At 64.0% G+C, this 20,238-nt stretch carries 18 protein-coding genes; 12 read left to right on the forward strand and 6 right to left on the reverse strand.

What is annotated here, in order from left to right:
* Positions 1-333 precede the first annotated feature (333 nt).
* The gene (locus NKK51_RS04165) at positions 334-1,503 is read left to right on the forward strand and encodes a DUF1972 domain-containing protein (RefSeq protein ID WP_352551379.1); all 1,170 of its coding nucleotides are present in this window, start codon (positions 334-336) and stop codon (positions 1,501-1,503) included.
* Entirely contained in the window at positions 1,500-2,762 is a 1,263-nt protein-coding gene (locus NKK51_RS04170; RefSeq protein ID WP_352551381.1) for a glycoside hydrolase family 5 protein, read from the forward strand. The genes NKK51_RS04165 and NKK51_RS04170 overlap by 4 nt, the downstream gene beginning before the upstream one ends.
* Here the strand turns inward: NKK51_RS04170 and NKK51_RS04175 are convergent.
* Both NKK51_RS04175 and NKK51_RS04180 read right to left on the reverse strand, forming a co-directional pair.
* Positions 2,725-4,056 carry a VpsF family polysaccharide biosynthesis protein gene (locus tag NKK51_RS04175; RefSeq protein ID WP_352551383.1) on the reverse strand — a complete coding sequence of 444 codons (1,332 nt, stop codon included), beginning with the start codon at positions 4,054-4,056 and terminating at the stop codon, positions 2,725-2,727. The genes NKK51_RS04170 and NKK51_RS04175 overlap by 38 nt on opposite strands.
* Position 4,057: 1 nt before the next feature.
* Positions 4,058-6,160, reverse strand: coding sequence for a GumC family protein (locus NKK51_RS04180; RefSeq protein WP_352551385.1), 2,103 nt, complete (start codon positions 6,158-6,160; stop codon positions 4,058-4,060).
* 249 nt (positions 6,161-6,409) lie between these two features.
* On the opposite strand from NKK51_RS04180, the gene NKK51_RS04185 reads away from it, so the two are divergent.
* The 5 genes from NKK51_RS04185 to NKK51_RS04205 all read left to right on the forward strand — a co-directional run bounded on the left by NKK51_RS04185 (position 6,410) and on the right by NKK51_RS04205 (position 12,373).
* Complete coding sequence (locus tag NKK51_RS04185; protein WP_352551387.1) at positions 6,410-7,906, forward strand: glucosamine inositolphosphorylceramide transferase family protein; 1,497 nt, start codon at positions 6,410-6,412, stop codon at positions 7,904-7,906.
* Positions 7,907-8,023: 117 nt separating this feature from the next.
* A complete protein-coding gene (locus NKK51_RS04190) occupies positions 8,024-9,208 on the forward strand; it encodes an FAD-dependent oxidoreductase (protein WP_128305550.1) in 1,185 nt (394 codons plus the stop codon).
* 247 nt (positions 9,209-9,455) lie between these two features.
* Entirely contained in the window at positions 9,456-10,487 is a 1,032-nt protein-coding gene (locus NKK51_RS04195) for a hydroxyacid dehydrogenase (RefSeq protein WP_352551389.1), read from the forward strand.
* Positions 10,488-10,590: 103 nt separating this feature from the next.
* Complete coding sequence (locus NKK51_RS04200; protein WP_352551391.1) at positions 10,591-10,707, forward strand: putative RiPP precursor; 117 nt, start codon at positions 10,591-10,593, stop codon at positions 10,705-10,707.
* A 940-nt stretch (positions 10,708-11,647) separates the two neighbouring features.
* Entirely contained in the window at positions 11,648-12,373 is a 726-nt protein-coding gene (locus NKK51_RS04205) for a Crp/Fnr family transcriptional regulator (RefSeq protein ID WP_352551393.1), read from the forward strand.
* Here NKK51_RS04205 and NKK51_RS04210 read toward each other — a convergent pair whose 3' ends face one another.
* On the reverse strand, positions 12,374-12,658 hold the full coding sequence (locus tag NKK51_RS04210) for a hypothetical protein (RefSeq protein WP_352551395.1): 285 nt from the start codon (positions 12,656-12,658) through the stop codon (positions 12,374-12,376).
* A gap of 229 nt (positions 12,659-12,887) precedes the next feature.
* Between NKK51_RS04210 and NKK51_RS04215 the strand changes: the two genes are divergently transcribed.
* From NKK51_RS04215 to NKK51_RS04225, 3 genes are all read left to right on the forward strand, one after another.
* Positions 12,888-13,634: a helix-turn-helix domain-containing protein gene (locus NKK51_RS04215; RefSeq protein ID WP_352551397.1), complete on the forward strand. Its 747-nt coding sequence runs from the start codon at positions 12,888-12,890 to the stop codon at positions 13,632-13,634.
* 163 nt (positions 13,635-13,797) lie between these two features.
* Positions 13,798-14,103: a hypothetical protein gene (locus NKK51_RS04220; RefSeq protein ID WP_023813297.1), complete on the forward strand. Its 306-nt coding sequence runs from the start codon at positions 13,798-13,800 to the stop codon at positions 14,101-14,103.
* Positions 14,104-14,347: 244 nt separating this feature from the next.
* Entirely contained in the window at positions 14,348-16,372 is a 2,025-nt protein-coding gene (locus NKK51_RS04225; RefSeq protein ID WP_352551399.1) for an acyltransferase family protein, read from the forward strand.
* 72 nt (positions 16,373-16,444) lie between these two features.
* On the opposite strand, the gene NKK51_RS04230 is transcribed toward NKK51_RS04225, so the two are convergent.
* Together NKK51_RS04230 and NKK51_RS04235 are read right to left on the reverse strand one after the other, a co-directional pair.
* Positions 16,445-17,380, reverse strand: a complete 936-nt coding sequence (locus tag NKK51_RS04230; protein ID WP_023813295.1) for an HNH endonuclease — start codon at positions 17,378-17,380, stop codon at positions 16,445-16,447.
* A gap of 26 nt (positions 17,381-17,406) precedes the next feature.
* On the reverse strand, positions 17,407-17,985 hold the full coding sequence (locus tag NKK51_RS04235; RefSeq protein ID WP_352551401.1) for a DUF6456 domain-containing protein: 579 nt from the start codon (positions 17,983-17,985) through the stop codon (positions 17,407-17,409).
* 262 nt (positions 17,986-18,247) lie between these two features.
* Here NKK51_RS04235 and NKK51_RS04240 point away from each other — a divergent pair, with 262 nt between their 5' ends.
* Positions 18,248-18,529, forward strand: coding sequence for a DUF982 domain-containing protein (locus NKK51_RS04240; protein WP_352551403.1), 282 nt, complete (start codon positions 18,248-18,250; stop codon positions 18,527-18,529).
* A 108-nt stretch (positions 18,530-18,637) separates the two neighbouring features.
* Positions 18,638-18,946: a DUF982 domain-containing protein gene (locus NKK51_RS04245; protein ID WP_023813292.1), complete on the forward strand. Its 309-nt coding sequence runs from the start codon at positions 18,638-18,640 to the stop codon at positions 18,944-18,946.
* Between the two features lie 249 nt (positions 18,947-19,195).
* Here NKK51_RS04245 and NKK51_RS04250 read toward each other — a convergent pair whose 3' ends face one another.
* Positions 19,196-19,846: a GcrA cell cycle regulator gene (locus tag NKK51_RS04250; protein ID WP_352551405.1), complete on the reverse strand. Its 651-nt coding sequence runs from the start codon at positions 19,844-19,846 to the stop codon at positions 19,196-19,198.
* Positions 19,847-20,238 lie beyond the last annotated feature (392 nt).

Genomic DNA, 20,238 nt, shown 5'->3' on the forward strand with positions numbered 1-20,238 from the left:
CAACCATCGCGCTGGGCGATTGTGGCAGAAGCCCGTCCGCAAGAATCATGCCTGGTTCGATACGTCCGACTATCGGTTGATATGTCCGACTATCGGTTCGATACGCCCGACTGCCGGCCGTATGCCCCAGGCATTGCTTCGTTTCGATACAGCTACGCACAGAAGGGTTGACCGAGAATGAAACAACCATCGGCTTCAACACCGTTTTTTTACAACCCCGCGCGATGATCCCTCGCAAGATACTGAAATCGGGAGGTGGCACGGAAGTTGCCATCTGCTCATTATAAATTAAGCAATATCTAATATATGAGACATGTGAAAGTGCCGCCGGCCATGAAACCAGAAACGCCCGCCATTCTGATCCTGGGGACCCGCGGCATACCCGCGGCCCATGGCGGCTTTGAAACCTTTGCCGAAAAACTGGCGCTGTTTCTTGTCGGGCGCGGTTGGAAAGTTGGCGTCTATTGCCAAGATGAGGTCGAGCGGATCGACCAGAGGGTGCGCAGCGAAACCTGGCGCGGCATCGAGCTCATTCACATCCAGGTCGCCTCCAAGGGACCGCGCGCGACGCTGGAATTCGACTGGCAATGCGCCCGCAACGCCGCCCGGCAACCGGGTGTTTGCCTGGTGCTCGGCTACAATGGCGCGGTCTTCCTGACCTGGCTCAGGCTGAAACGACGCAAGATCTTCACCAACATGGACGGCATCGAGTGGCGCCGCCCAAAATGGGGAATGGCGGCGCGAACCTGGTTCTGGCTCAACGAATGGATCGGCGCATGGGCCTCGCATCGGCTGGTCGCCGATCATCCCGCCATCGCAGATCACCTGGCGACACGCCGGCCGCGCAGCGCCATCGCCACCATCGCCTATGGCGCCGATCCGGTGACATCAGCGCCCGAGGCGCCGGTCCGGGCGCTCGGCCTCGAGCCCGGGCGCTATCTCATCTCGATCGCCCGCATCGAACCCGACAACAACATCCTGCCGATCGTCGAAGCTTTTTGCTCCGCCAAGCGCGACATGAAGCTGGTGGTGCTGGGAACGCTGTCCGACGACATCCCCTATCATGCCGCCATCCGCAAGGCGGCGAATGGCTCGGTGGTCCTGCCGGGCGCCATCTACGACCAGGCGACGGTCAAGGCGCTCAGATACCACGCCCGCGCCTATCTGCATGGCCACACGGTCGGCGGCACCAACCCCTCGCTGGTCGAGGCGCTGGCGGCCGGCAACATGGTGATCGCCCACGACAATCCCTACAACAGATGGACCGCCGGGGCTGCGGCGATCTACTTCACCGACAAGGACAGTTGCGCCAAGCGGATGCAGCAGGCGCTGGACGATGATGCCCTGGTCAAGGCCTGCGGCGTTGCCGCCAGGGCGCGCGCCCGCGAAGCCTTTCGCTGGGACGATGTCCTGCTTGCCTATGAAAATGAGGCCTATCATTTGCTCGGCATGACCGCCGCCAAGACCACCGCGATGGATCACGCATCGCCAGGAACCGTATGACAGGCTGGTCGCGCCGGCGGGTGCTGCGGACGGCGCTGTCCACCGCGGCGGCTCTCGGCTCGCTCCCGATCGCACCAATCGCTCGCGCAGCCGCCGGGCCGCGATTTCGGCGCGGCGTCAACGCCTGGCCCTGGTTCTCGCTGACGCGCGAATTTCCCGCTCCGCGCACCGACTATGACTGGCCGCCCTTCCAGTCGCAACGGCCGGTGCCGACCCCGGACGACCTGCGTCGGCTGCGCAGGACCGGGCTCGATTTCATCCGTCTGCCTGTTGATCCCGGCCCTTTCCTGGCCGCCGACGCCACCACGCGCGGCCGGTTGCTGGACATGCTGGACGCGGCTGTCACGGCCACCCTCCACGCCGGTCTCGGCATCATCGTCAACATCCAGGCCAATGCCGCCACCCATTATTGGAACCCCGACCGCATGGTCTCCAGCACCGCGGCGCCCGCCTTCGATCTCTACCGCGGGCTGGTCGGCGAGCTTGCCGGCAGGCTGGCGCGGTTCCAGCCCGGCAGGGTGGCGCTCGAGCCGGTCAACGAGCCGGCGCAGGCCTGCGCGTCGAACGTCTGGTCGCAGATCCAGCTTTCACTTCTGACGGCGGCAAGAGCCTCGGCCGCGACCCTGCCGCTGGTCGTCACCGGCGGCTGCGGCTCGATGGTGAGCGGACTGAACGCGCTCGATCCGGCACCGCTGTCCCCGTTCGAGCCGATCCTGTTCACCTTCCACTTCTATGAGCCCTATCCGTTCAGCCATCAGGGGGCACCCTGGATGCGCGAGCCCGTCTACCGGTCGCTCAACAATGTGCCGTGGCCGGCATCCGCCGGCTCGCTGGAACAGACGCTGGCATCGGTCAGGGCGCGCATGGCGCAGGACACCGAAACCCCTGAAGACGCCAAGCAGGCCGCCTATGCCGAAACCGAGCGTGTGCTGAAGGTCTATTTCGACGCCCAGCCCGACCGCTGGTTTGTCGACAAGTATCTTCGCCAGGTTCGCGACTGGGGAGATGCGCATGGCCTTGCGCCGGAACGCATCATCATGGGCGAGTTCGGCGCGCTGCGCACCGACGCCCGCTATGTCGCCGCGCCCAACCCGGATCGCGTGCGCTACATCGCCGATGTCAGGCGGAGCGCCGAGGAACTCGGCTTCGCCTGGGCACTGTGGGATCTCTTCGATGGCATGGGCATGATGGACGACACCACCCGGGCGCTGGACCCTGATATCATCGCGGCGCTTGGCCTGACCATGCCGGTGGACTGACCGGTCTGAAAGCTGCCCGCGCCGGCCGGTAAAGCACCAATGCCAGCACCACGAACTTGGTCAGCAGCGTCGTCTTCGACGCGACGCTTTCCGAAGTGTTGATCAGGATGACCCAGCCCAGCATCGGCAGCCAGATGCCGGCATGGCAGCGGCGCGCCACCTCGAACAGGAACAGCACGAAGCCGAACGTCAGCAAAAGGGTGAAGAAGGCGCCCTGATAGAGGACCGTGCGGATGATCGGGTTCTCGATGCCCTGTTCGAGACCGTTGATGCGGCGCAGGCTGTCGATCAGCTCGACATCCGGCCCCACGATCAGATCGCGCAATTCCAGGTGCTTGAAAAGCTCGAACATCTCGACGCGGGCATTGGCGCTTCCGCTGTCCGACACGAAGCGCTCCAGCAGCGCGTCGAAAAAGCCCAGATATGCCGCCACTATGATGACGACCGGCAGCAGTGCGGCAAGCATGAAGCCGAGTGCCGCACCCAAGAGATTGACGCGGCCCTGGCGCAATTTGGTGGTGCCCTGAAAAAGCAGGTAGCAGCCGCCTAGCACCACCGTCGTCACCATCGCCGTGCGGCCGCCGAAGGCGACGAGTGCCGCGCATTGCAGGCCGATCAACCCTATCCGCACAGGCATCGACAGGGATCTGGCACCGGAGAGCAGCGCAAGCACATAGATCGACGTCACCATGGCATTGGCAAGCGGATGCCCCTGCAGCGCGCTCGAGCGCAGATCGGTGGTAAACGCCACGCCGTCCAGGCGATAGGGGAAGATAAGCGTCTTGGTGGCGAACTCGAAAAGGGCAAGCAGCGCATTCGCCGTCATGACCACGTGAACGACGGTCTGCAGCCCGGCGAAGGTCCGTTCGTCGTCCTCGCTGAGCATCAGGACCAGAAGTGCCGCGGCCACGAACGTATCGATCATGCCGGCCATGCCGGGCCGCTGCCTTGCGATGACGACGAACAGAAGCACGATCGATATGGCGGCCATCAGCGCGCTGGCCGGACGCCTATCGGCGACATGCACTAGATAGCCGACCGGATTGCCGAAGGTGCAGGAGCGCCAGGCAAGCAGCAGCACGATGAGATAGGTGGACGGGTGGATCTTGGTCGCCGGGTTGCCGAACAGGCCATCATAATTGTAGCCGACCAGCCACAGCATGCCGCCCGAGATGCTGAACAGCACCGCTACCGCCGCGATCAGTCCGAAGCGCGTCAGCGCATCGAGCGACGTGCCGGCGCGGGGTGCGGCAACACCATGGTTCGAAGCGCTTGCGCTCCAACTGGCCGCCATATCAGGCGGCCTCGTCGACCAGCAAGGCGGCCGTTGGCAACCGCCCCATCACGGAAACCGCCTGCGCGGTCGTCGTGACGTCGCGCATCGGGGTGGCGTTCAGCGTGGCGACGAGTACGATCTCGTCGGCCATGGCGACCAGCGGCGAGGCATTGAGATTGTTGGCCAGCGCGCCGCCGTCGATGACGACAAGCTCGAAGCTCCGGCTGGCCCGCGCCAGCATCTGCTGCGCAAAATAGATGCCATGCGCTTCCTGGAAGACCGCCTTTGAGCGGCCCCTGCCCAGCACGGCAACATTGCTGCCGGCGGCGTAATGGCTGACGGCCTCGAAGGCATACTCGCCGCGCAGCACATCGAGGATTCCCGGCTGCCGATCCTTCTGTTCGCCGCCGCCGGCATTGGCATCGATGAACAGCACACGGCTGCCCCTGGACGCCGCGGCATCGGCCAGCAGCCGCGCCACCCGGCTGCGCTGCGCGCCCTCGCCCGGCGACGATGTCACCAGGATGGAAGGCACCAGCGGCCAGTCCGCCGGACGCTGGCCCGAACTGAACATGCGCCTCAGTGCAAGGCCGACGACGGCGTCGGTCTTCTGGCTGGAGGCGACGGCGCGCGCCCCGCCGAAAGGCCACCAGCGCCGGCCAGTGCCCGACTTTGCCGGCACCACGCCCAGCACCGGCGCGTCGATGGCCGACTGCATCTGCGCGCTGGAAAGCACCGTCGGCGAGGAATATTCGGCGATCAACGCCAGACCGGTGCCGAGCCCAAGGCCGCCGAATATCGCGCCCAGCAACAGCAACGGCAAAGGCGGCCAGCTCTTCTTCAAGGCGGGCATGGCGTTGGAGATGATGCGCGCATTGGTGCTGTCGACATTGATCTGCTCGCGCGTCTCCTGGGCACGCTGGAGATAGTTCGAGTAGACGGAACGCAGCGCCTCGAGATCGCGCTGCAATTCGCGCAGCCGCACCGAGGCCTGGTCGGTGTCGAGCGATTTGCTCTTCATGCCGGCGACCTTGGCTTCCAGCGCCTGCTGGTTGGCCAGCGCCCGTTCGTAGTCGGTCTCGGTGGCGGTGGCGATGCGGCCGAGTTCGCGCGCGATCAGCTGGCGCGTGTCGCGCAACTGCTGCTGGGCTGCGATCAGCGAGGGATGACGCGGCCCCAACTCCGTGCCGAGCTGCGAGACCTGGTCGACCAGCGTCGCCTCTTGCGCCCGCAGGCTCGAGATGACCGCCGAGCGCATTGCTTCCGAGGTGGCGTCCGCCGTGCCGCTCTGGCGGCGCATCTGGTCGACCTGCGCCTTCAGCGCCGCGGTGCGGCTCTGCGCCGCCGCAAGCTGCGTGTTGATCTCGGTCAGTTCCTGGTCGCTGACCAGGTTGCCTGCCGCCATCACCATGTTGTTGGCGGACTTGTAGGCCTCGACGGCATTCTCGGCCTGCTGGACGCGTTTGCGCTGCTCGTCCAGCCGGGCGGTGATCGACTCGGAGGCGTCCCTGGCCATTTTCGCACGCGCGCTCGCCTGATCGACCAGGTAGGCCTGCGCGATGGCGTTGGCCAGGAGGGCGGCCTTGTCGGCGCTCTTGGCGGTGACGATGACGTCGAGGACCAGGACCTTGTCGGCCCGCTTCACCGCCAGGCGCCGGCGCAGCGCGTCGAGTGTCTGCACCGACCTGTCGCCTTCGGCCGATGCCGAACCGAGCAGGCGCGACAGCAAGCCCTGCCCGTTGAATTCCGGATCCTGCGTCAGGTTTGTCGCCGCGATCGCCCGCATCAGCACGCCTGTCGACTGGACCACGCTGACCTGGCTCTCGACCTGCGTGATGCCGCCATCGGGTGAGATACGGCTGGGATTGACGTCGTTGGTGACCACCTGCAGGTCCTGCGGATCGATGAGGATTTCCGCCGCCGAGCTGTAGAGCGCGGGCGTAAAGAGACCGTAGAGAAGGGCGACCAGCGTCAGCAGCGCGACGGTACCGAAGATCCAGAACCGGCGGCGCACCAGGATGCGCTTCAGGTCGCCCAGTTCGACAGTCGAAGCTGCGTACGGTCCCGCGCGTGCCGCATCCGGAGAGTGTTGCTGAGGAACCATGGGCAGGGATGATTGCATGGCTGCCTCCGACAATACTCCATATGCCGGCAAGATCAGTTTGCGGCGATAACCTAGCTATTCCTCCAACTGTTAAAACATTGTTAATTATGTTGAGAGGTGAGGTGAATTTTGGCACGCGGTTTGCTTAAAAATATACATATCGAGGTGTTGGCTACGCAGCGAGCGGAGACGGATGCAGATGGGGTTACAATTTGACCGGACCGGCCTGGCCGGCAAGGCCGGGCACCGCCTTTTCGGACCTCCACCATGCAGATAAGTCTACGCCTGGACGGCGACTGCGTCCGCGCCTTTCATCTCACGCTGCTGGAGCGCCTTGCCGCGCTCGGCGACGTCGAACTGTCCGTCGATGTCAGGCCGGCGGGCGGCGGCATTCCGCGCAGCGCCGCGGCCCTGTTTCAACTCGAAACGGCGATACACGGACTGGCCCATGATGGACTAGCCAAGCGTGTGCCGCTTTCGGCGCTCGCGCCCTATCGGCGGTCCCCCGCTTCGCCCGACCTGGTCGTCGATCTCTGCGGCGATGTCAGGCTGGAAAGCACACGGGTCTGGCGCGTCACCTATGACGGCGCCAGCGGGGAAGCGGCCTTGCTGGCCCTGATCCTCGCCGGCCGCACGCCGCTTGCCCGCATCGAGGAGAACGGCGTTGCGATCGCCGCCGGGCGTCTGGGCACAGAATATGGCGGCATCGCGCTGGCGTCCTTCCAGGATATGTTGGCGCGCACAGCAAGCCTGATCGTCGCTGCCATGTCAGGCGCGGCAAAGTCGGTGCCCGATCTGCCAGAGCCGGCGCAGGCAGGCAGCCCGCCGCCAATGCCCTCGGCCGGCAAGCTTGGGGTCAGAGCCGGCAAGGCGCTGGCGCGGCGGATCGTCCAGAAGATCTATCACCTTTGCTACAACGCGCCGCATTGGAAGGTCGGCTGGCGGCAAACCGGGGGTTCCGATCTGTTCGACCTGCGTGCGCATCCGGCGTCGGGTTGGCAAGAGCTGCCGGACGATGGCAGCCGCTTCTACGCCGATCCGTTTCCCATCCTCTACCAGGGCCAGCTGACCCTGTTCGTCGAGGACTATATTCACCAGCTCGGCAAAGCCATCATCTCCGCCGTGCCCTTCGGCCCGGCAGGCCCGCTCGGACGACCTGAACCGGTGCTGGATCTGCCCTACCATCTCTCCTACCCCTTCGTCTTCGAGCGCGACGGCGAGGTCTGGATGGTGCCGGAAAGCTGCGCCAACGGCACCGTCGATCTCTACCGGGCCACCGCCTTCCCCGGTGGATGGGTCAAGGAGGCGACGCTTCTGTCCGGTGTCGTCGCCAGCGACGCCACGCTTGTCGAGCATGGCGGCTCCTGGTGGCTGTTCGCCACCGTCCGCGACGGCGGCGGCGCCTTCTCCGACACGCTGCATCTGTGGTCGGCGCCGGATTTTCGCGGCCTCTGGACGCCGCACCCCAAAAATCCCGTGCTGATCGACATCGCCTCGGCGCGGCCGGCCGGCCGCATGGTCAGGCGCGGCAACGACCTGCTGCGCCCGGTTCAGGACTGCCGCAGGAGCTATGGCGCGGCGCTTGGCATCGCACGCATTTCTCACCTTGATTTGATCGGCATGGAGCAGGTCGTTGAAACCATCTTGCATCCAGGTGCGCTATGGAGTGGGCGTAAACTTCACACGCTCAACGAGGCTGGCGGCTTTGAGTTCATCGATGGCTCGGCGATCGCACCGCGCTGGAAGCAGCGGGCCCGCGATTAACCTAAACATTGGTTACTACCAGGCACGCGCTCCGGTTGCTTGCGGTTGATTCAGGTCCGGAAGATATTTTCTACCGGAGATTGTGAACGTGCAGTTGCCACCAGAAAGGGCAGCAGAATGAGTATCTCAGAGGCCTGCCCGGCCGAAGTCGATGTGGCGATCGTCGGTGCCGGAATGGCTGGGACCACCTTAGCCATGCTGTTGGGAAAAGCCGGGCGCAAGGTGGCGCTGATCGATCCGCACCGCGTCCACCACGAGGAGTTCCGGGCCGAGAAGATCGGCATGGATCAGATGCTGCTGTTCGAAAAGCTCGGCCTCGATGCGACACTCAAGCGTCTCGTCACCTCGACGACCGACACGCATGTCTTTCGCCTCGGCCAGTTTTTCGCGCATGAGAAGAAGGCTGAATTCACATTCTCCTACGGCGCGCTGATCAATGGCCTGCGCGATGCCTTGCCTGCGCAAGTGCCGCTGACGGTCGGCAAGGTAACCGAAGTCTCGACTGGACCGGACCGGCAGCGGCTTGTGCTGGCCGACGGCGCCGTCATCGATGCCCGCCTGCTGGTGGTGGCAACCGGCCACGGCGAGGCGGTGCGGCGCGCCGTCGGGGTCGAGCGTATCGAGCAATCGAAGGCGCATTCACTGTCCATGGGATTCGACCTCGCCATCTCGCCGCGTAATTTCGGTCATCAGTCCGTCACCTGCTACAGCAGGCGGGCTGCCGACCGTATCGCCTACATCAGCATCTTTCCCCTCGGCGACAAGATGCGGGCGAACATGTTCCTCTATCGCAATGTGGCCGAAGCGTGGACGCGGGCGTTTCGCCAGGAGCCGCAAAAGATGCTCTGCGAACTGATGCCCGAAATAGCAGCGCGATGCGGAAATTTTGAAATCGCAAGTCCTGTCGAGGTCAGACAGATCAGTCTGAGCACCACGCAAGGCCATCGCCGCGACGGGGTCATCTTCATCGGCGATGCCTTCTGCACGACGTGTCCAACACCGGGCGTCGGCATCGGCCGGGTGATGACCGACGTCGATCAGCTCCATTCGGTTCACATTCCACGATGGCTCGAAACACCAGGCATGGCGGCTGACAAGATCAACGCTTTCTATGACGACCCGGTCAAGGTGGCTGCCGATGAGGATGGTATGCGGGTGAGTTACTATGCCAAGTCGATCACCGCCGGCACCGGACTGGAATGGCGCGCAAGGCGCCTGCGCAACAACACCGCGCGCCAGCTGATGATCATCGGCCGCAAGGTCCGGCATCTGGGACAGCGGCGGGCGCCCAGCATGGCGTAAGCCCGCGCTCTCTCGGCAGAAAGGCGCGGGCCGATCTGAGGCCCCGATCTTCGGCAGGCGATGGAGGGCACCACATGCCGCAAGCATCAACTTTTAGAGACGGCTAGTGTTCCGTCTGGCCCCGCTTGGTCCTGCCCAAGGGCTGTGCTGAACGCGCTGGCAACAGCGCCCCGTCTCGCCTCCCCGCGCGATGTTGTAAATCGTTTCATCCAAGGTATTTTGGCCATCGGGAACAGAGGGAATAGTCATGTCCAACAGCGCCTTGCCGCTGGTTATCAGTGCGCCGGAACCACGCACGCTCGACCTGATCTTCACAGCCCAGCAGCTGGCGCGGCTCAAGGCGCATTATCGCATTGTCGAGACGACCGCTGACGGCGTCGCGAAACTGCCGGCCGACGTGCTGGCCGAGGCGCGCTATATCATCGGCCAGCCGCCCATATCGCCCGAAACGCTCGACCGGATGAAGGCGCTGCGCTGCGTCTTCAATGTTGAGACCAACCTCATCAACAACATGCCCTACGAGACCTTGTTCGCGCGCGGCATCCATGTCGTCACCACCGGCCTGGTGTTCGCCGAGCCGGTCGCGGAGCTTGGCCTTGCCATGGCGCTCAACCTCGCCCGCGACATCGTCGATGCCGATCTCGCTTTCCGCCAGGGACAGGAACTGTGGGGCGGCGACGGCAACCAGACGGCGCGGCTCTTGTCCGGCGCCGATGTCGGCATCATCGGTTTCGGCGATCTCGGCCGGGCGCTCAACCGGCTGCTGTCGGGTTTCCGCACCCGCACCAAAGTCTTCGATCCCTGGCTGCCGCCATCCATCCTCATCGACAATGGCGTCGAGCCGGCCTCTCTCGACGAGGTGCTGTCGACCAGCGACTTCATCTTCGTCGTTGCGTCGGTGACCAGCGAGAACCAGGGTTTTCTCGGTGCCGACGCCTTTGCCGGCATGCGCAAGGGCGCCGCCTTCATCCTGCTCAGCCGCGCCGGCGTGGTCGACTTCCCGGCGCTGATGGCGGCGGTGAAGAGCGGCCACATCGTCGCCGCCAGCGACGTTTTCCCCGAAGAACCGCTGGCGCGGGACCATCCGGTGCGCACCCTGCCCGGCTTCCTGCGCTCGGCTCACCGTGCCGGCGCGCTCGACATCGCCTTCAAGCGCATGGGCGATATGGTGCTGGAGGACATGGACCTGATCGACCGCGGCCTGCCGCCGCTGCGCTCCAAGCGCGCCGAGCGCGAGACGGTTTCGCGCATGCGTTCCAAGCCGGCCGACAGGAATTGAAGCGTGGATTTTCGTCCCGGTCGGCCGACCCTCGACAAGGTCGGCTTGACAAGAGCGCGGCCGGCGACGACGCTCCCGCAATCGAATTTTGTGGAGGGAAGCCATGAACATGAAGAAGATCTATGAAAAACTGATGCTGCTCAAACGGCAGAAACTCTCTGCCGTGACGGCGCAGCAAGCCGCTTCAGGAGTGACAGGTCCGACAGGGCCGACAGGCTGACGCCTCGCGGCGTCCAATAAAGGCAGCATTGGACGCGCCTGCGGGTCGGCGGCGAAACGACAGTCGCTCGCAACTTCAGTGTTCATGGCTGCTCTTCGCTCTGCGGGCAACCGCTTCCATAAAAGAGCGCGCGGCAGCGTCACAAGCCGTTCTGGACGGTCCGTTCGCGGACAGCACGACCTCCGCGGCCTTCCGCGACATGCCGTATTTCCGGGCGAAGATCGCAGCGTCGTAAGGTTCGTTTTTGGCTGCCGGTGTCGCGGACGTGATCCTCGCCTTGGTCATTGGCGGGTCCGCCTGAAACTTTCGAGCAACTCGCCTTCATTGCGGCAGCCATTCTGAAACAGCGAAAACACTGTGGCTGCCAGCCGCTGTACGTCCGACTCCCCCGACACGCGGTCAAGTTTGCGCTCTAGGCAGACCCGATCGAAGACGCGCTGGCACAGCTGCAGATCGGAAGGATGGAAACCGGGATTGCGCTTATGAAGGCTCGGCATAAGAAGCCCCTTTCGGAGCAGCGACCACTTCCTTGACGCTGTCGGTCAAAAAATGAAATCGGACTGAGCAAGAGTCAACATCGGCCTCATCACAGTAAGTATCGTACAATTCTCCCGCCGGTCTGCCGAACGGTTCTCAGGCCCAGCGCGACATGGCGCTTTGTCATTAGCCGGCGGATTTTATTGGCCCTCACCGTGATCCGACGCTCTCAAGATATATGTCGGTTTTGTACCAAGTGGCGCTTGGTACGTTTCCGACACTAACATTCAGGCCGATCTTTTCATATGCGAACGGGCGTTGGGGGGCGCCGTGCTTCGAATTTCACATCGCATTCATAGCTTTATTCGTTCTGCGCCCCTATACATAGGCGATCGTCCGCACGTTTTTACGGGCACGGACGGCTGGGAGATTGGATGGCTCTTGCCCTGCATTGGGCCACGCCATGTCTGATCCCAACAAAAATCATCAATACCGAAACCAACTGCTGCGACGCATGCCTGCGGATGATCTGGCGTTGCTCGAGCCGCACATGCAGCGCTGCGACTTGCCGCTACGCATGATGCTTGTGACCCCGAATATTCCGATCGAGGCCGTCTACTTCATCGAACAGGGCATCGGTTCGGTGGTCGCCAGCACGGCGAGCGGCCAAGAGGCCGAAGTGGGCTTCATCGGCTTCGAAGGCATGACGGGATACTCCCTGGTGATGGGCGACGACCGTGCGCCGCATGCCTGTTATGTACAACTCGAAGGCGAGGCGATCCGCATCGAAGCCGGCGCATTCAAGGCAGCATTGGCGGCAAGTGCGACCATGCGCATGTTCCTGCTGCGCTTCATCAACGCGCTACAAACCCAGGCCGGCTGCACCGCGCTCGTCAACGCGCGGCTGAAGCTCGAGGAGCGGCTGGCGCGATGGCTGCTCATGTGCGACGACCGCGTGCCGGGCGAACATCTCGCCATCACGCACGAATTCCTGGCCATCATGCTTGGTGTCAGGCGGCCAGGCGTCACCGTTGCCCTTCAATTGCTCGAAGGCCGCGCGTTGATCCGCTCGCGTCGGGGTGAGATCGTCATTCGTGACCGCGCCGGGCTGCTGGAACTCGCCAATGGCAGTTACGGCGAAGCCGAGTCCGAATATGCAAGGCTGATCGGCGAGATCGGCGCGCCCTGATCAGGAGCGGTTGCCGCCGGCATCCGGCTTGCCCGATGTCGCTTTGCCGGGCGGCGCCGCACCGCCTTCAAATGCGCCTCGGCCAATCGGCCCATCCCTGCCGACCGGCAAGCCGGCATGTTCCAGACTTGCAAGCTTGCACTTCGTCTGCTCGGCCGCCGCTCCGACAAGGCAGTCGATGGTGAACATGGCACCGGCGTGCTCGCTTGCCGCGACCGCCTGGCGGATCTTCGTCAATTGCGCTTGTGTGTAGTCCAGAAGCTCGACCAGGCCGGTATGATCCAAACCGCCCTCCATTGCAGGATGTCGAGAGGCCGATCTGAGGTCGCTCTTGCCACCGAAATACGCCCATTTGCGGGGCTTGCATAGCCGGACTGTCAAAATCGTACAGTCTACGCGCCACGGGATTCTCGCCCTATTGGACAAAGGTCCATCTTCGCACCCTCGCTACGTCATGCAAGTGTATATAAGCTATCGCTTGAATACTGGTCCGTACGTCTGTCGGGGAGATGTCGTGCCAATCCGCGAGAATCTCGCCGCCAATCTCAGGCGGCTGGTCCAACGCCACGCTTCCGTCAGCGCGGTGTGCCGTGAGCTTGGCATCAACCGCACCCAGTTCGAGCGCTATCTGCAAGGCAAGGCGGTTCCCAACAAAGCCACCGCCAGGCTGATCTGCGACTATTTCAAGATCGACGAGGATGAGTTGTATCGTGAGCCGGCCGCCGCGGCAGCCAAGGGCGACAGCAATGCAACGCTGCGCGAGGCACTGTACGAGAACATGGTGCGGCCGCCGTCGCCCGCCATCGCCGGAGGCACCTATTTCACCTATTTTTCGATCCCCGGCCGACCCGATTTTTTGATGCGCTCGGTCACCTTCGTGCGGCGTGAGGCCGATCTCGTCACCTTCAGGCGGATAACGCGCTGGGCTCCGGGCGATGGCCAGGGTGGTTCGAGAATGCCCGGCAACCATTACGGCGTGGCGATCTCGCGCCTGAACTGGATCTATTTCACAGGCATCAACCGCCGCCAGACAAGCGAGCCCTCGATCATGACCGTACAGTGGGCTCCCATCTCCGAACCAGTTCTGGTCGGCAGGGCGATCGTCCTCACCGGATCAGGGCCGGCCTTTGTGTCGGTCATCATGCGGCAGGACGTCACCAGGATCAGCATGAGGCGAGCGATGCTGATGGCCCATATCGTCAGTCTCGACGACCCCAGCGTCGATCGGCTGGTGGTCAGTCTTGCACGCGAGACCCGCTAAACTCGCTTTCTACGGGAAAAATCGGGGAAAGTTTCAAGTTTTTCGACTATATTTTTCTTCGTTTCGGGATTTTTGCGCAAAAAATGCCGGAACTTTCACCCAAACCTGTCGTTTTCCAACTGATCGTTGCTTCGACGATCCCAAGCAACAGGAGGAGTACACCATGAACATCAAGATGATCTGTTTCGGCGCGATGACGCTCTCGATGGTTGCCGGCTCCGCGCTTGCGGCAGGCGACACCGGCACGTCGGCTCTCGACGATCCGGCCAAGATGCAGCCCTTCTACACCGATAGCGGCATGAAGACGATGGTCAGCAACGACGACTTCGTGAAAGCCTGGAAGGCCCTTACGCCGGACGACCAGACCGCGATGATGAAGGCCTGCGAGGACGAGGCGAAGGACGCCACTGCGGCCAACAGCCATCCGGAATTCTGCAGCAGCGTGAAAGCGAACGGCGGCAGCAAGTAGCAATCCAGCGAACCGATGAGAAACAGCCCCTTCGCGGGGCTGTTTTGCGTCTGCCGCAGGGCGCGCGGCCAAGCCCGCCACGCAACGATCAAGCCCGGCCGGCGCGCCGGCCCATTTTCATTCCTGCTATGTTGCACTGCGACAAAATTGTTTTATGTTGCACTGCGATAAATTTGTTGCATTGCGATATCAGCCTGCCCGGCCGACGTTGCGCAGGGGCTGGGCCTTGCACGAAGGAGCCGTCGTGGCAGCATCGTTCCGGTCGGACATACAAGGACTGCGCGCGCTCGCTGTCGGCGGTGTCGTCGCCTACCATTTCGGCCTCACCGCGCTCCCCGGCGGCTTTGCCGGCGTCGACATCTTCTTCGTCATCTCGGGCTGGCTGATAACAACCCACCTCATGCAGGAGATCGGCGAGACCGGCCGGCTCGACCTTTGGCGCTTCTATGCCAGGCGCGCGCGGCGGCTTCTGCCGGCAGCTTTGTTCGTCATCCTGGTTACGCTGGCCGCCGGCTACTTCATCCTGGCGCCGCAGGAGCAGGCGCTCTATTCGCGCGGCGCCATGTTCGCCTCCGCCTATGCCATCAATCTGTGGCTGCTGCGCTGGTCGTTCGACTATTTCGCCGCCGACGCCACCAGCAATCCCTTCATCCACTTCTGGTCGTTGTCGGTGGAGGAGCAGTTCTATCTGGCCTGGCCGGCGCTGCTTCTGCTGGCTGCCTGGCTGCGGCCGGGCCGGCGAACGGCCGCAGCCGTGATAGGCGTTGCCGGCCTTGCCTCCTTCGCCGCCTGCCAGTGGCTGACCAGCGCGGCGCCGGCCTGGGCCTTCTATTTCTCGCCGCTGCGCGCTTGGGAGTTCGCTGCCGGCGGCCTGGCGACGCTGGTCCCCATGGCTTTGCTGCAGCACCGCATCTGGCTGCGGGCCGCACTTGGCTGGCTCGGACTGGCGCTGATCGCGACGGCCTATCTCCTGTTGAGCGAGGACCTGCCCTTCCCCGGCTGGTACGCGTTGCTGCCGGTGGCGGGCACCGTGCTGGTGCTGCTGAGCGGCGTCGGCGGGTCGCAGACCAATAGACGGACCGGCTGGCAAGCCCTTGGCCCGGCTACCGCTTTGTCCCTGCCGCCCTTGCAATGGATCGGCACGCTCTCCTATTCGCTCTATCTCTGGCATTGGCCGGTCATCGTCTATGCCGGGATGCTGGCGCCGGACCTTTCCGTGCCGCAGCGCCTTGGCTGTGGCGTGCTGGCGCTCGCGCTGTCGGTGCTCACCTATCATTTGATCGAAGACCCGGCGCGGCGCGGCGCCTGGATGGCGGTGGGCGCCCGCGCCTTTCCCAGGGTCATTCCAGACGCAAAACCGCTTCGCGCTTTTCCCGGCCTTGTGCTGGTTCCCGCGCTGATGCTGACCGGCACCGGCGTGGCGGTCGCCTATGCCAACGCGCATCTGGCCACGCGCAATATCGGCCCCGAGCAGCGCGGCATCGAGCAGGCGGTCGAAAGACCTTCCATCGCGCGGGCCGTCGACAAGAACTGCCTGGCCGACTTCCAAACGGTGACGCCGAAACCCTGTATGTTCGGCCCGGCCGATGCCACCCGCACCATCGTGCTGTTCGGCGATTCGCACGCCGACCAGTGGTCGACGCCGCTGATCGAGGCGGCCAAGCGCAACGACACAAAGGTCATCACCTATCTTAAATCATCGTGCCGCGCCTCGCGGCTCTCCACCTTCAACACCGTGCTGAAGCGCGACTACACCGAATGCGACGCCTGGCGCGAGCAGGCCATATCGGAGATCATCCGCCGCAAGCCGCGCCTGGTGGTGATCTCCGAATTCTCCATCGGCAATCTGACCCGCGACCTGCCCGCCGCCGAACGCACCGCCGAAGTAGCGCGCTGGCAGGCCGGCCTGCGCTCGACCTTGCAGGCCTTCAGCCGGGCCGGTGTCGAGACGGCTGTTATCCGCGACACGCCGATTAACGCCAGCTTCGCCGGCTCCTGCGTGGCGCGCACCCTGTGGTGGCGCGAAGCCCCCTCGCCGCACTGCGATACGCCAAGGGCGGACGCCGCCAACGACAGCACCGCCGCCGCCGAGCGCGCCGTGGTGACCAGCGTACCCGACACCCGCTACATCGACCTCACCAACCAATTCTGCGGCCCGACCACCTGCCACGTCGTCATATCAGGCAAGCTGGCGTTTCGTGACAGGCACCATTTGGCGACGGGCTTTGCCGAGACACTGGCGGGGCCATTGGAGAGGGCCTTGTTTTAGAGGTTCCCTTCTCCCCGTCTATACGAGGAGAAGGTGCCGGCAGGCGGATGAGGGGCGGCGCGGCGCGGCAAATCAATGCGCCCCCGCGAACAGCTCGCGATGATGAGCCAGAAACGCCGGATGTGGCATCAACCGCGCATCCTTGGGCCAATGCAAACCCTGGGATTCCGGACGGAAGAGATTTCTCAATTCGCTCGGCACCCGGTTGTGCGCGACCAGCAGTCGATGGTTTTCGTCTATCGAAATCAGATGCCGATCGAACAGCCAATGCACGGTGGCCGATAGCGCGATGCCGTTCCGGACAACATCCGGCCCGCCGACCGCGACAGGTTTGATATGAGCGGCCTGAACCTCGGCCCTGCCGCCACCATTGATAATGCGCAAGCCGGTGACTGCGCATTTATCCTCATAAGCACGGCAGACTTCCAACCGGAAGGTGGCGTCGCGGATTTTGCGGTTCAGCAAGATCTGTTCGACCCGACGATCGACCGTCTCGGCAAAACCGGGCTGTCCGGCAAAACCAGGCTGGATCGGCCATGGAACATCCAGCGGCAGCATGTCGGGGCTGAGCCTTCTGGCGTTGGCAGGGTCAAGTGTCTCATTCAAACCAGCCAGCACGATGTTGTCGAAATCCTCACTCAGGATCGGGCGCATCGACTTGCCCTGCACGGCTTGGCCGACGTGGCTGGGGTCGAGAACCTCGCGCAACAGCGCCTCCGCGTAGCGGCCATCCTTAACGAAAGGCACCGGTGTAGGAAATTCGAGATAGTCCGTCACATGGGCATAGTAACGGTCGGATCGGTCAGGATCCGGCAAGACATCTGTTACACGCGCATAGGCGATATACGCACGACGGCCGCCATTGCGCTGCGGTTCGCGAAACAGCACCCAGTCGCCAATGGCGTTCCGGGCAGCGTCCAGATAATTGCTGCGAGCGGGGAATTGATAGCGGCGGGTGATGTCATCGTCGTAGCCAGAACCCGGCTTCACATCGAAAACGGCTTTCACGATTCTATTCCTGGGAATGCAAACGCCTAGGCTAGCGATGTTTTACGCAGATCCAGCCCCACCTTCAGCAGCTTTGTCACCACATTCCGGCCCTCGCCGGTCTGCTCGGACAGGCGCTTGAGGGAACCGTCAGCGCAGCAGACTTGTCGCACCACGGCGGCCACCTCCCAATGGCCTAGCGCTCTTGTGGCGGCGGCATAGGCCCTGCCGGCGTCGAGAACGCTGTCGGCGATGCCGCCGCCCTCGCGGCCGCCGTCGACGCGCTCGGTCCAGCGCATCGGCTTGACATCAGCCTGCTGGCTGCAGCGGAAATCCTCGCGGTAGCGCAGGCCTGCCTCGCGCTGCTGGCGCGACAGCGAGGTGATGCCGATAAGCGCATCGATGGCGCGCACCCGCACGATGCCGCCGGCGGCGGCGTGGCCGTCATTCGACACCTCGTAGACACGAGCAGCCTCCAGCGTGCCCGCCGCCAGCCGCTTGCGGCCGAAGGCGTCATCCCTGAGCGCGAAATCATGGCCGATCTGGCGGCGTATGCGCACCTGCTCGGCCTCGCCCTTCGGCAATTTCGGCGCCTGCGGTTTTGCGGGTATGGTCTTTTTGCTCATGGAAGGCTCCTGGTTGGCTTGGGATGATGGAGGACGGCAAAGCGGCGATCCTTCGCGCTGTTGGGCATCTCCCCACATGGTCGGCAGGGCGGAGAGGGCCGCCGTTCGGTTGGCCTTCGTTGAACCGGAGGTCGTCCGTTGAACCGGAGGTCGTCGCCTCTTCGCCGCTGCGCCAGCATCCTTGCCGCCCGGCATCCAGGCTGATGGAACCGGCGCGAGCTTTCGACGTTATGTCGCGTCCACGCCAAGGGGAGGTTCGCCGATGACAGCCTTCATGCCGGTTACCGTGCGCTTTTGCGACAACAAAACCATGCTGGTCAGTTCGGTGGCCGGCGCAGCCGAGGCACTGCGCCACCAATGGCCCGACAAGACAGCACCGGGTTATCTCGAGGCGACGCGGCTGGTTACGCTCGCCGTCGACGGCACCTGCTGCCAGCGCATCGCATTCGACGCCTTCACCAGGGCGGCCAAGCAACAGAACATACTGGTGGCCAGGCCCAAAAGCCGCGCCCATGACTGGCTGAACGCGGTGGCTAGTCCATGAGGATCGCCAGCCAGCCGAAAAATTGATGCAACCGCCCGCCAGCGGGGCGCGTTTAAGGATGCGGTAGACAGAGCCGCGCGCAAAGCGAAGGTGAACGCGGTGGGTACGATGAAAACCGGAGTGCCGCTCAAAGTGCGGGTGGAGGATGAGGTCGAAGAGATCGACAGCGTCAGCGAAGCCGCCGATTTTCTGCAGCGCTGGCCGCTGGAGCGACGCGGCCATGTCTACCGCAGCGCGCTTAACGCCTGCAGCGCGGCGATCGCCGCGCAGATTTCCGAAGCCGACGCCATGAAGGTGTTTACCGGCTTTGCCCGGGTGACCGGCATATTGATCGCCGAAGGCAACCCGGCGATGGCGATGGACGCAAGGAGCATGCAGAGCCGCACGCCCAAGCAGGGCCGGCAGATGCCGAAGTAAGATTCTGGCGATTTTGCTCCGGGCTTGATTCATCTCAGATCCTCCACCTCTGTGCGGCGAGGCAGCCCCCTCACCCAGCCTCCGCTTCGTTCGGCTGACCATTCCGGGGCGAGCCACGTGTCTCGCCCGTCCTTCGGACCCCGAGGGGAGAGGAGACTTGCACCGTCGGTGCCCTCCTCTTCTCCCAGCGGGGAGAAGGTGGCCCGAAGGGCCGGATGAGGAGGCTGGCGCAGCAACGGGGGAGCGGGCTCATCCCGCCACAAATACGCGGCGCTGGAAGCGCGCCTGATGATAGGTGCAATAGCTTTTCAGCGCCGTGGTGCGCATGCCGCAGCACAGCATATCGGCGCCCGGCCGGCTGCCTGGCGCATCGTTTTCAGAATCCTCCTCCACCGTCAGATCCAGCGGCGCGCGGCAGCGTGAAAACAGGCAATCGACGAAGCGCATCGCCACGCCATGCGGCTGCCGGCCGATGGCCGCGCGCGGCGGCGCCGGCACCTCCAGGCGATAGGCTACGCCGTCGGCGATCAGCACGCCCGCCTCGCGCACGAACGAATGGGCGCGCCTGGGCCGGGCCACTTCATGCGCATGGATATCCTTGGCGGCAAGCACGCCATGCATCTTGCCGACGGCAGGCGTCGCATTCGCCGACATGCCATCGGCCCGCTTGCTTCCAGCGCGCTTGCCCCCGGCCTGTCTGGCTCGCGGCGGCGGCCCCTTGCCATTGGCAAAGCCGATCGCGCCCAGCATGGCGTTACGATGCACGATGCCGATGATGGCGTCACGCGACACCGGACTGCCACGCAGCGCGGTGAACGCGACTGCAATCCTGGAGGCTGAAAGCCCGTCCTTCAGCCAGCGGCCGATCTCGTGCAATTCCGCGTCGCTATAGCTTGCCATATACCAGCTCCATCCAAAGTTCGGCCGCGCGCCGTCGGGCAGCGTCAAGGTTCGACCCGGTGGCCGGGCCGCAGTCAGGTTGTTTTTCAAGAGCCGGCTGTCAGCCGGCCAGCCTCAGCCGGATTGGGCCGATTTCCCGCCGGCAAGGTGCAAAAGCCGCGCCTCGGCCGTGTTTCTGTCCAGGGCGGAAACCGCCCTGCCCGTTAGCCTGTCCAACAGGATGACGGTGCCGTCCTCGGTGCGGATGCAGGATCGGCCAGCCGAAAAAACAGCGCCGGCGCCATGCCGGCCGAATTGGGGACCGGAGCCGCTGGGAGCGGCGGCTCCGGCCGTTCCGGTCGCCGGAAACAGGCGGACCGGACCCGAGGCTGGTGCAGTCAAGCACTGAGCCT

The sequence above is a fragment of the Mesorhizobium sp. M0011 genome (assembly GCF_040324155.1).
GTDB lineage: Bacteria > Pseudomonadota > Alphaproteobacteria > Rhizobiales > Rhizobiaceae > Mesorhizobium.

Coding starts and splice junctions, on each gene's coding strand:
- NKK51_RS04165 (WP_352551379.1), top strand. CDS start 334: ATGAAACCAGAAACGCCCGCCATTCTGATCCTGGGGACCCGCGGCATA.
- NKK51_RS04170 (WP_352551381.1), top strand. CDS start 1,500: ATGACAGGCTGGTCGCGCCGGCGGGTGCTGCGGACGGCGCTGTCCACC.
- NKK51_RS04175 (WP_352551383.1), bottom strand. CDS start 4,056: ATGGCGGCCAGTTGGAGCGCAAGCGCTTCGAACCATGGTGTTGCCGCA.
- NKK51_RS04180 (WP_352551385.1), bottom strand. CDS start 6,160: ATGCAATCATCCCTGCCCATGGTTCCTCAGCAACACTCTCCGGATGCG.
- NKK51_RS04185 (WP_352551387.1), top strand. CDS start 6,410: ATGCAGATAAGTCTACGCCTGGACGGCGACTGCGTCCGCGCCTTTCAT.
- NKK51_RS04190 (WP_128305550.1), top strand. CDS start 8,024: ATGAGTATCTCAGAGGCCTGCCCGGCCGAAGTCGATGTGGCGATCGTC.
- NKK51_RS04195 (WP_352551389.1), top strand. CDS start 9,456: ATGTCCAACAGCGCCTTGCCGCTGGTTATCAGTGCGCCGGAACCACGC.
- NKK51_RS04200 (WP_352551391.1), top strand. CDS start 10,591: ATGAACATGAAGAAGATCTATGAAAAACTGATGCTGCTCAAACGGCAG.
- NKK51_RS04205 (WP_352551393.1), top strand. CDS start 11,648: ATGTCTGATCCCAACAAAAATCATCAATACCGAAACCAACTGCTGCGA.
- NKK51_RS04220 (WP_023813297.1), top strand. CDS start 13,798: ATGAACATCAAGATGATCTGTTTCGGCGCGATGACGCTCTCGATGGTT.
- NKK51_RS04235 (WP_352551401.1), bottom strand. CDS start 17,985: ATGAGCAAAAAGACCATACCCGCAAAACCGCAGGCGCCGAAATTGCCG.
- NKK51_RS04240 (WP_352551403.1), top strand. CDS start 18,248: ATGACAGCCTTCATGCCGGTTACCGTGCGCTTTTGCGACAACAAAACC.
- NKK51_RS04245 (WP_023813292.1), top strand. CDS start 18,638: ATGAAAACCGGAGTGCCGCTCAAAGTGCGGGTGGAGGATGAGGTCGAA.
- NKK51_RS04250 (WP_352551405.1), bottom strand. CDS start 19,846: ATGGCAAGCTATAGCGACGCGGAATTGCACGAGATCGGCCGCTGGCTG.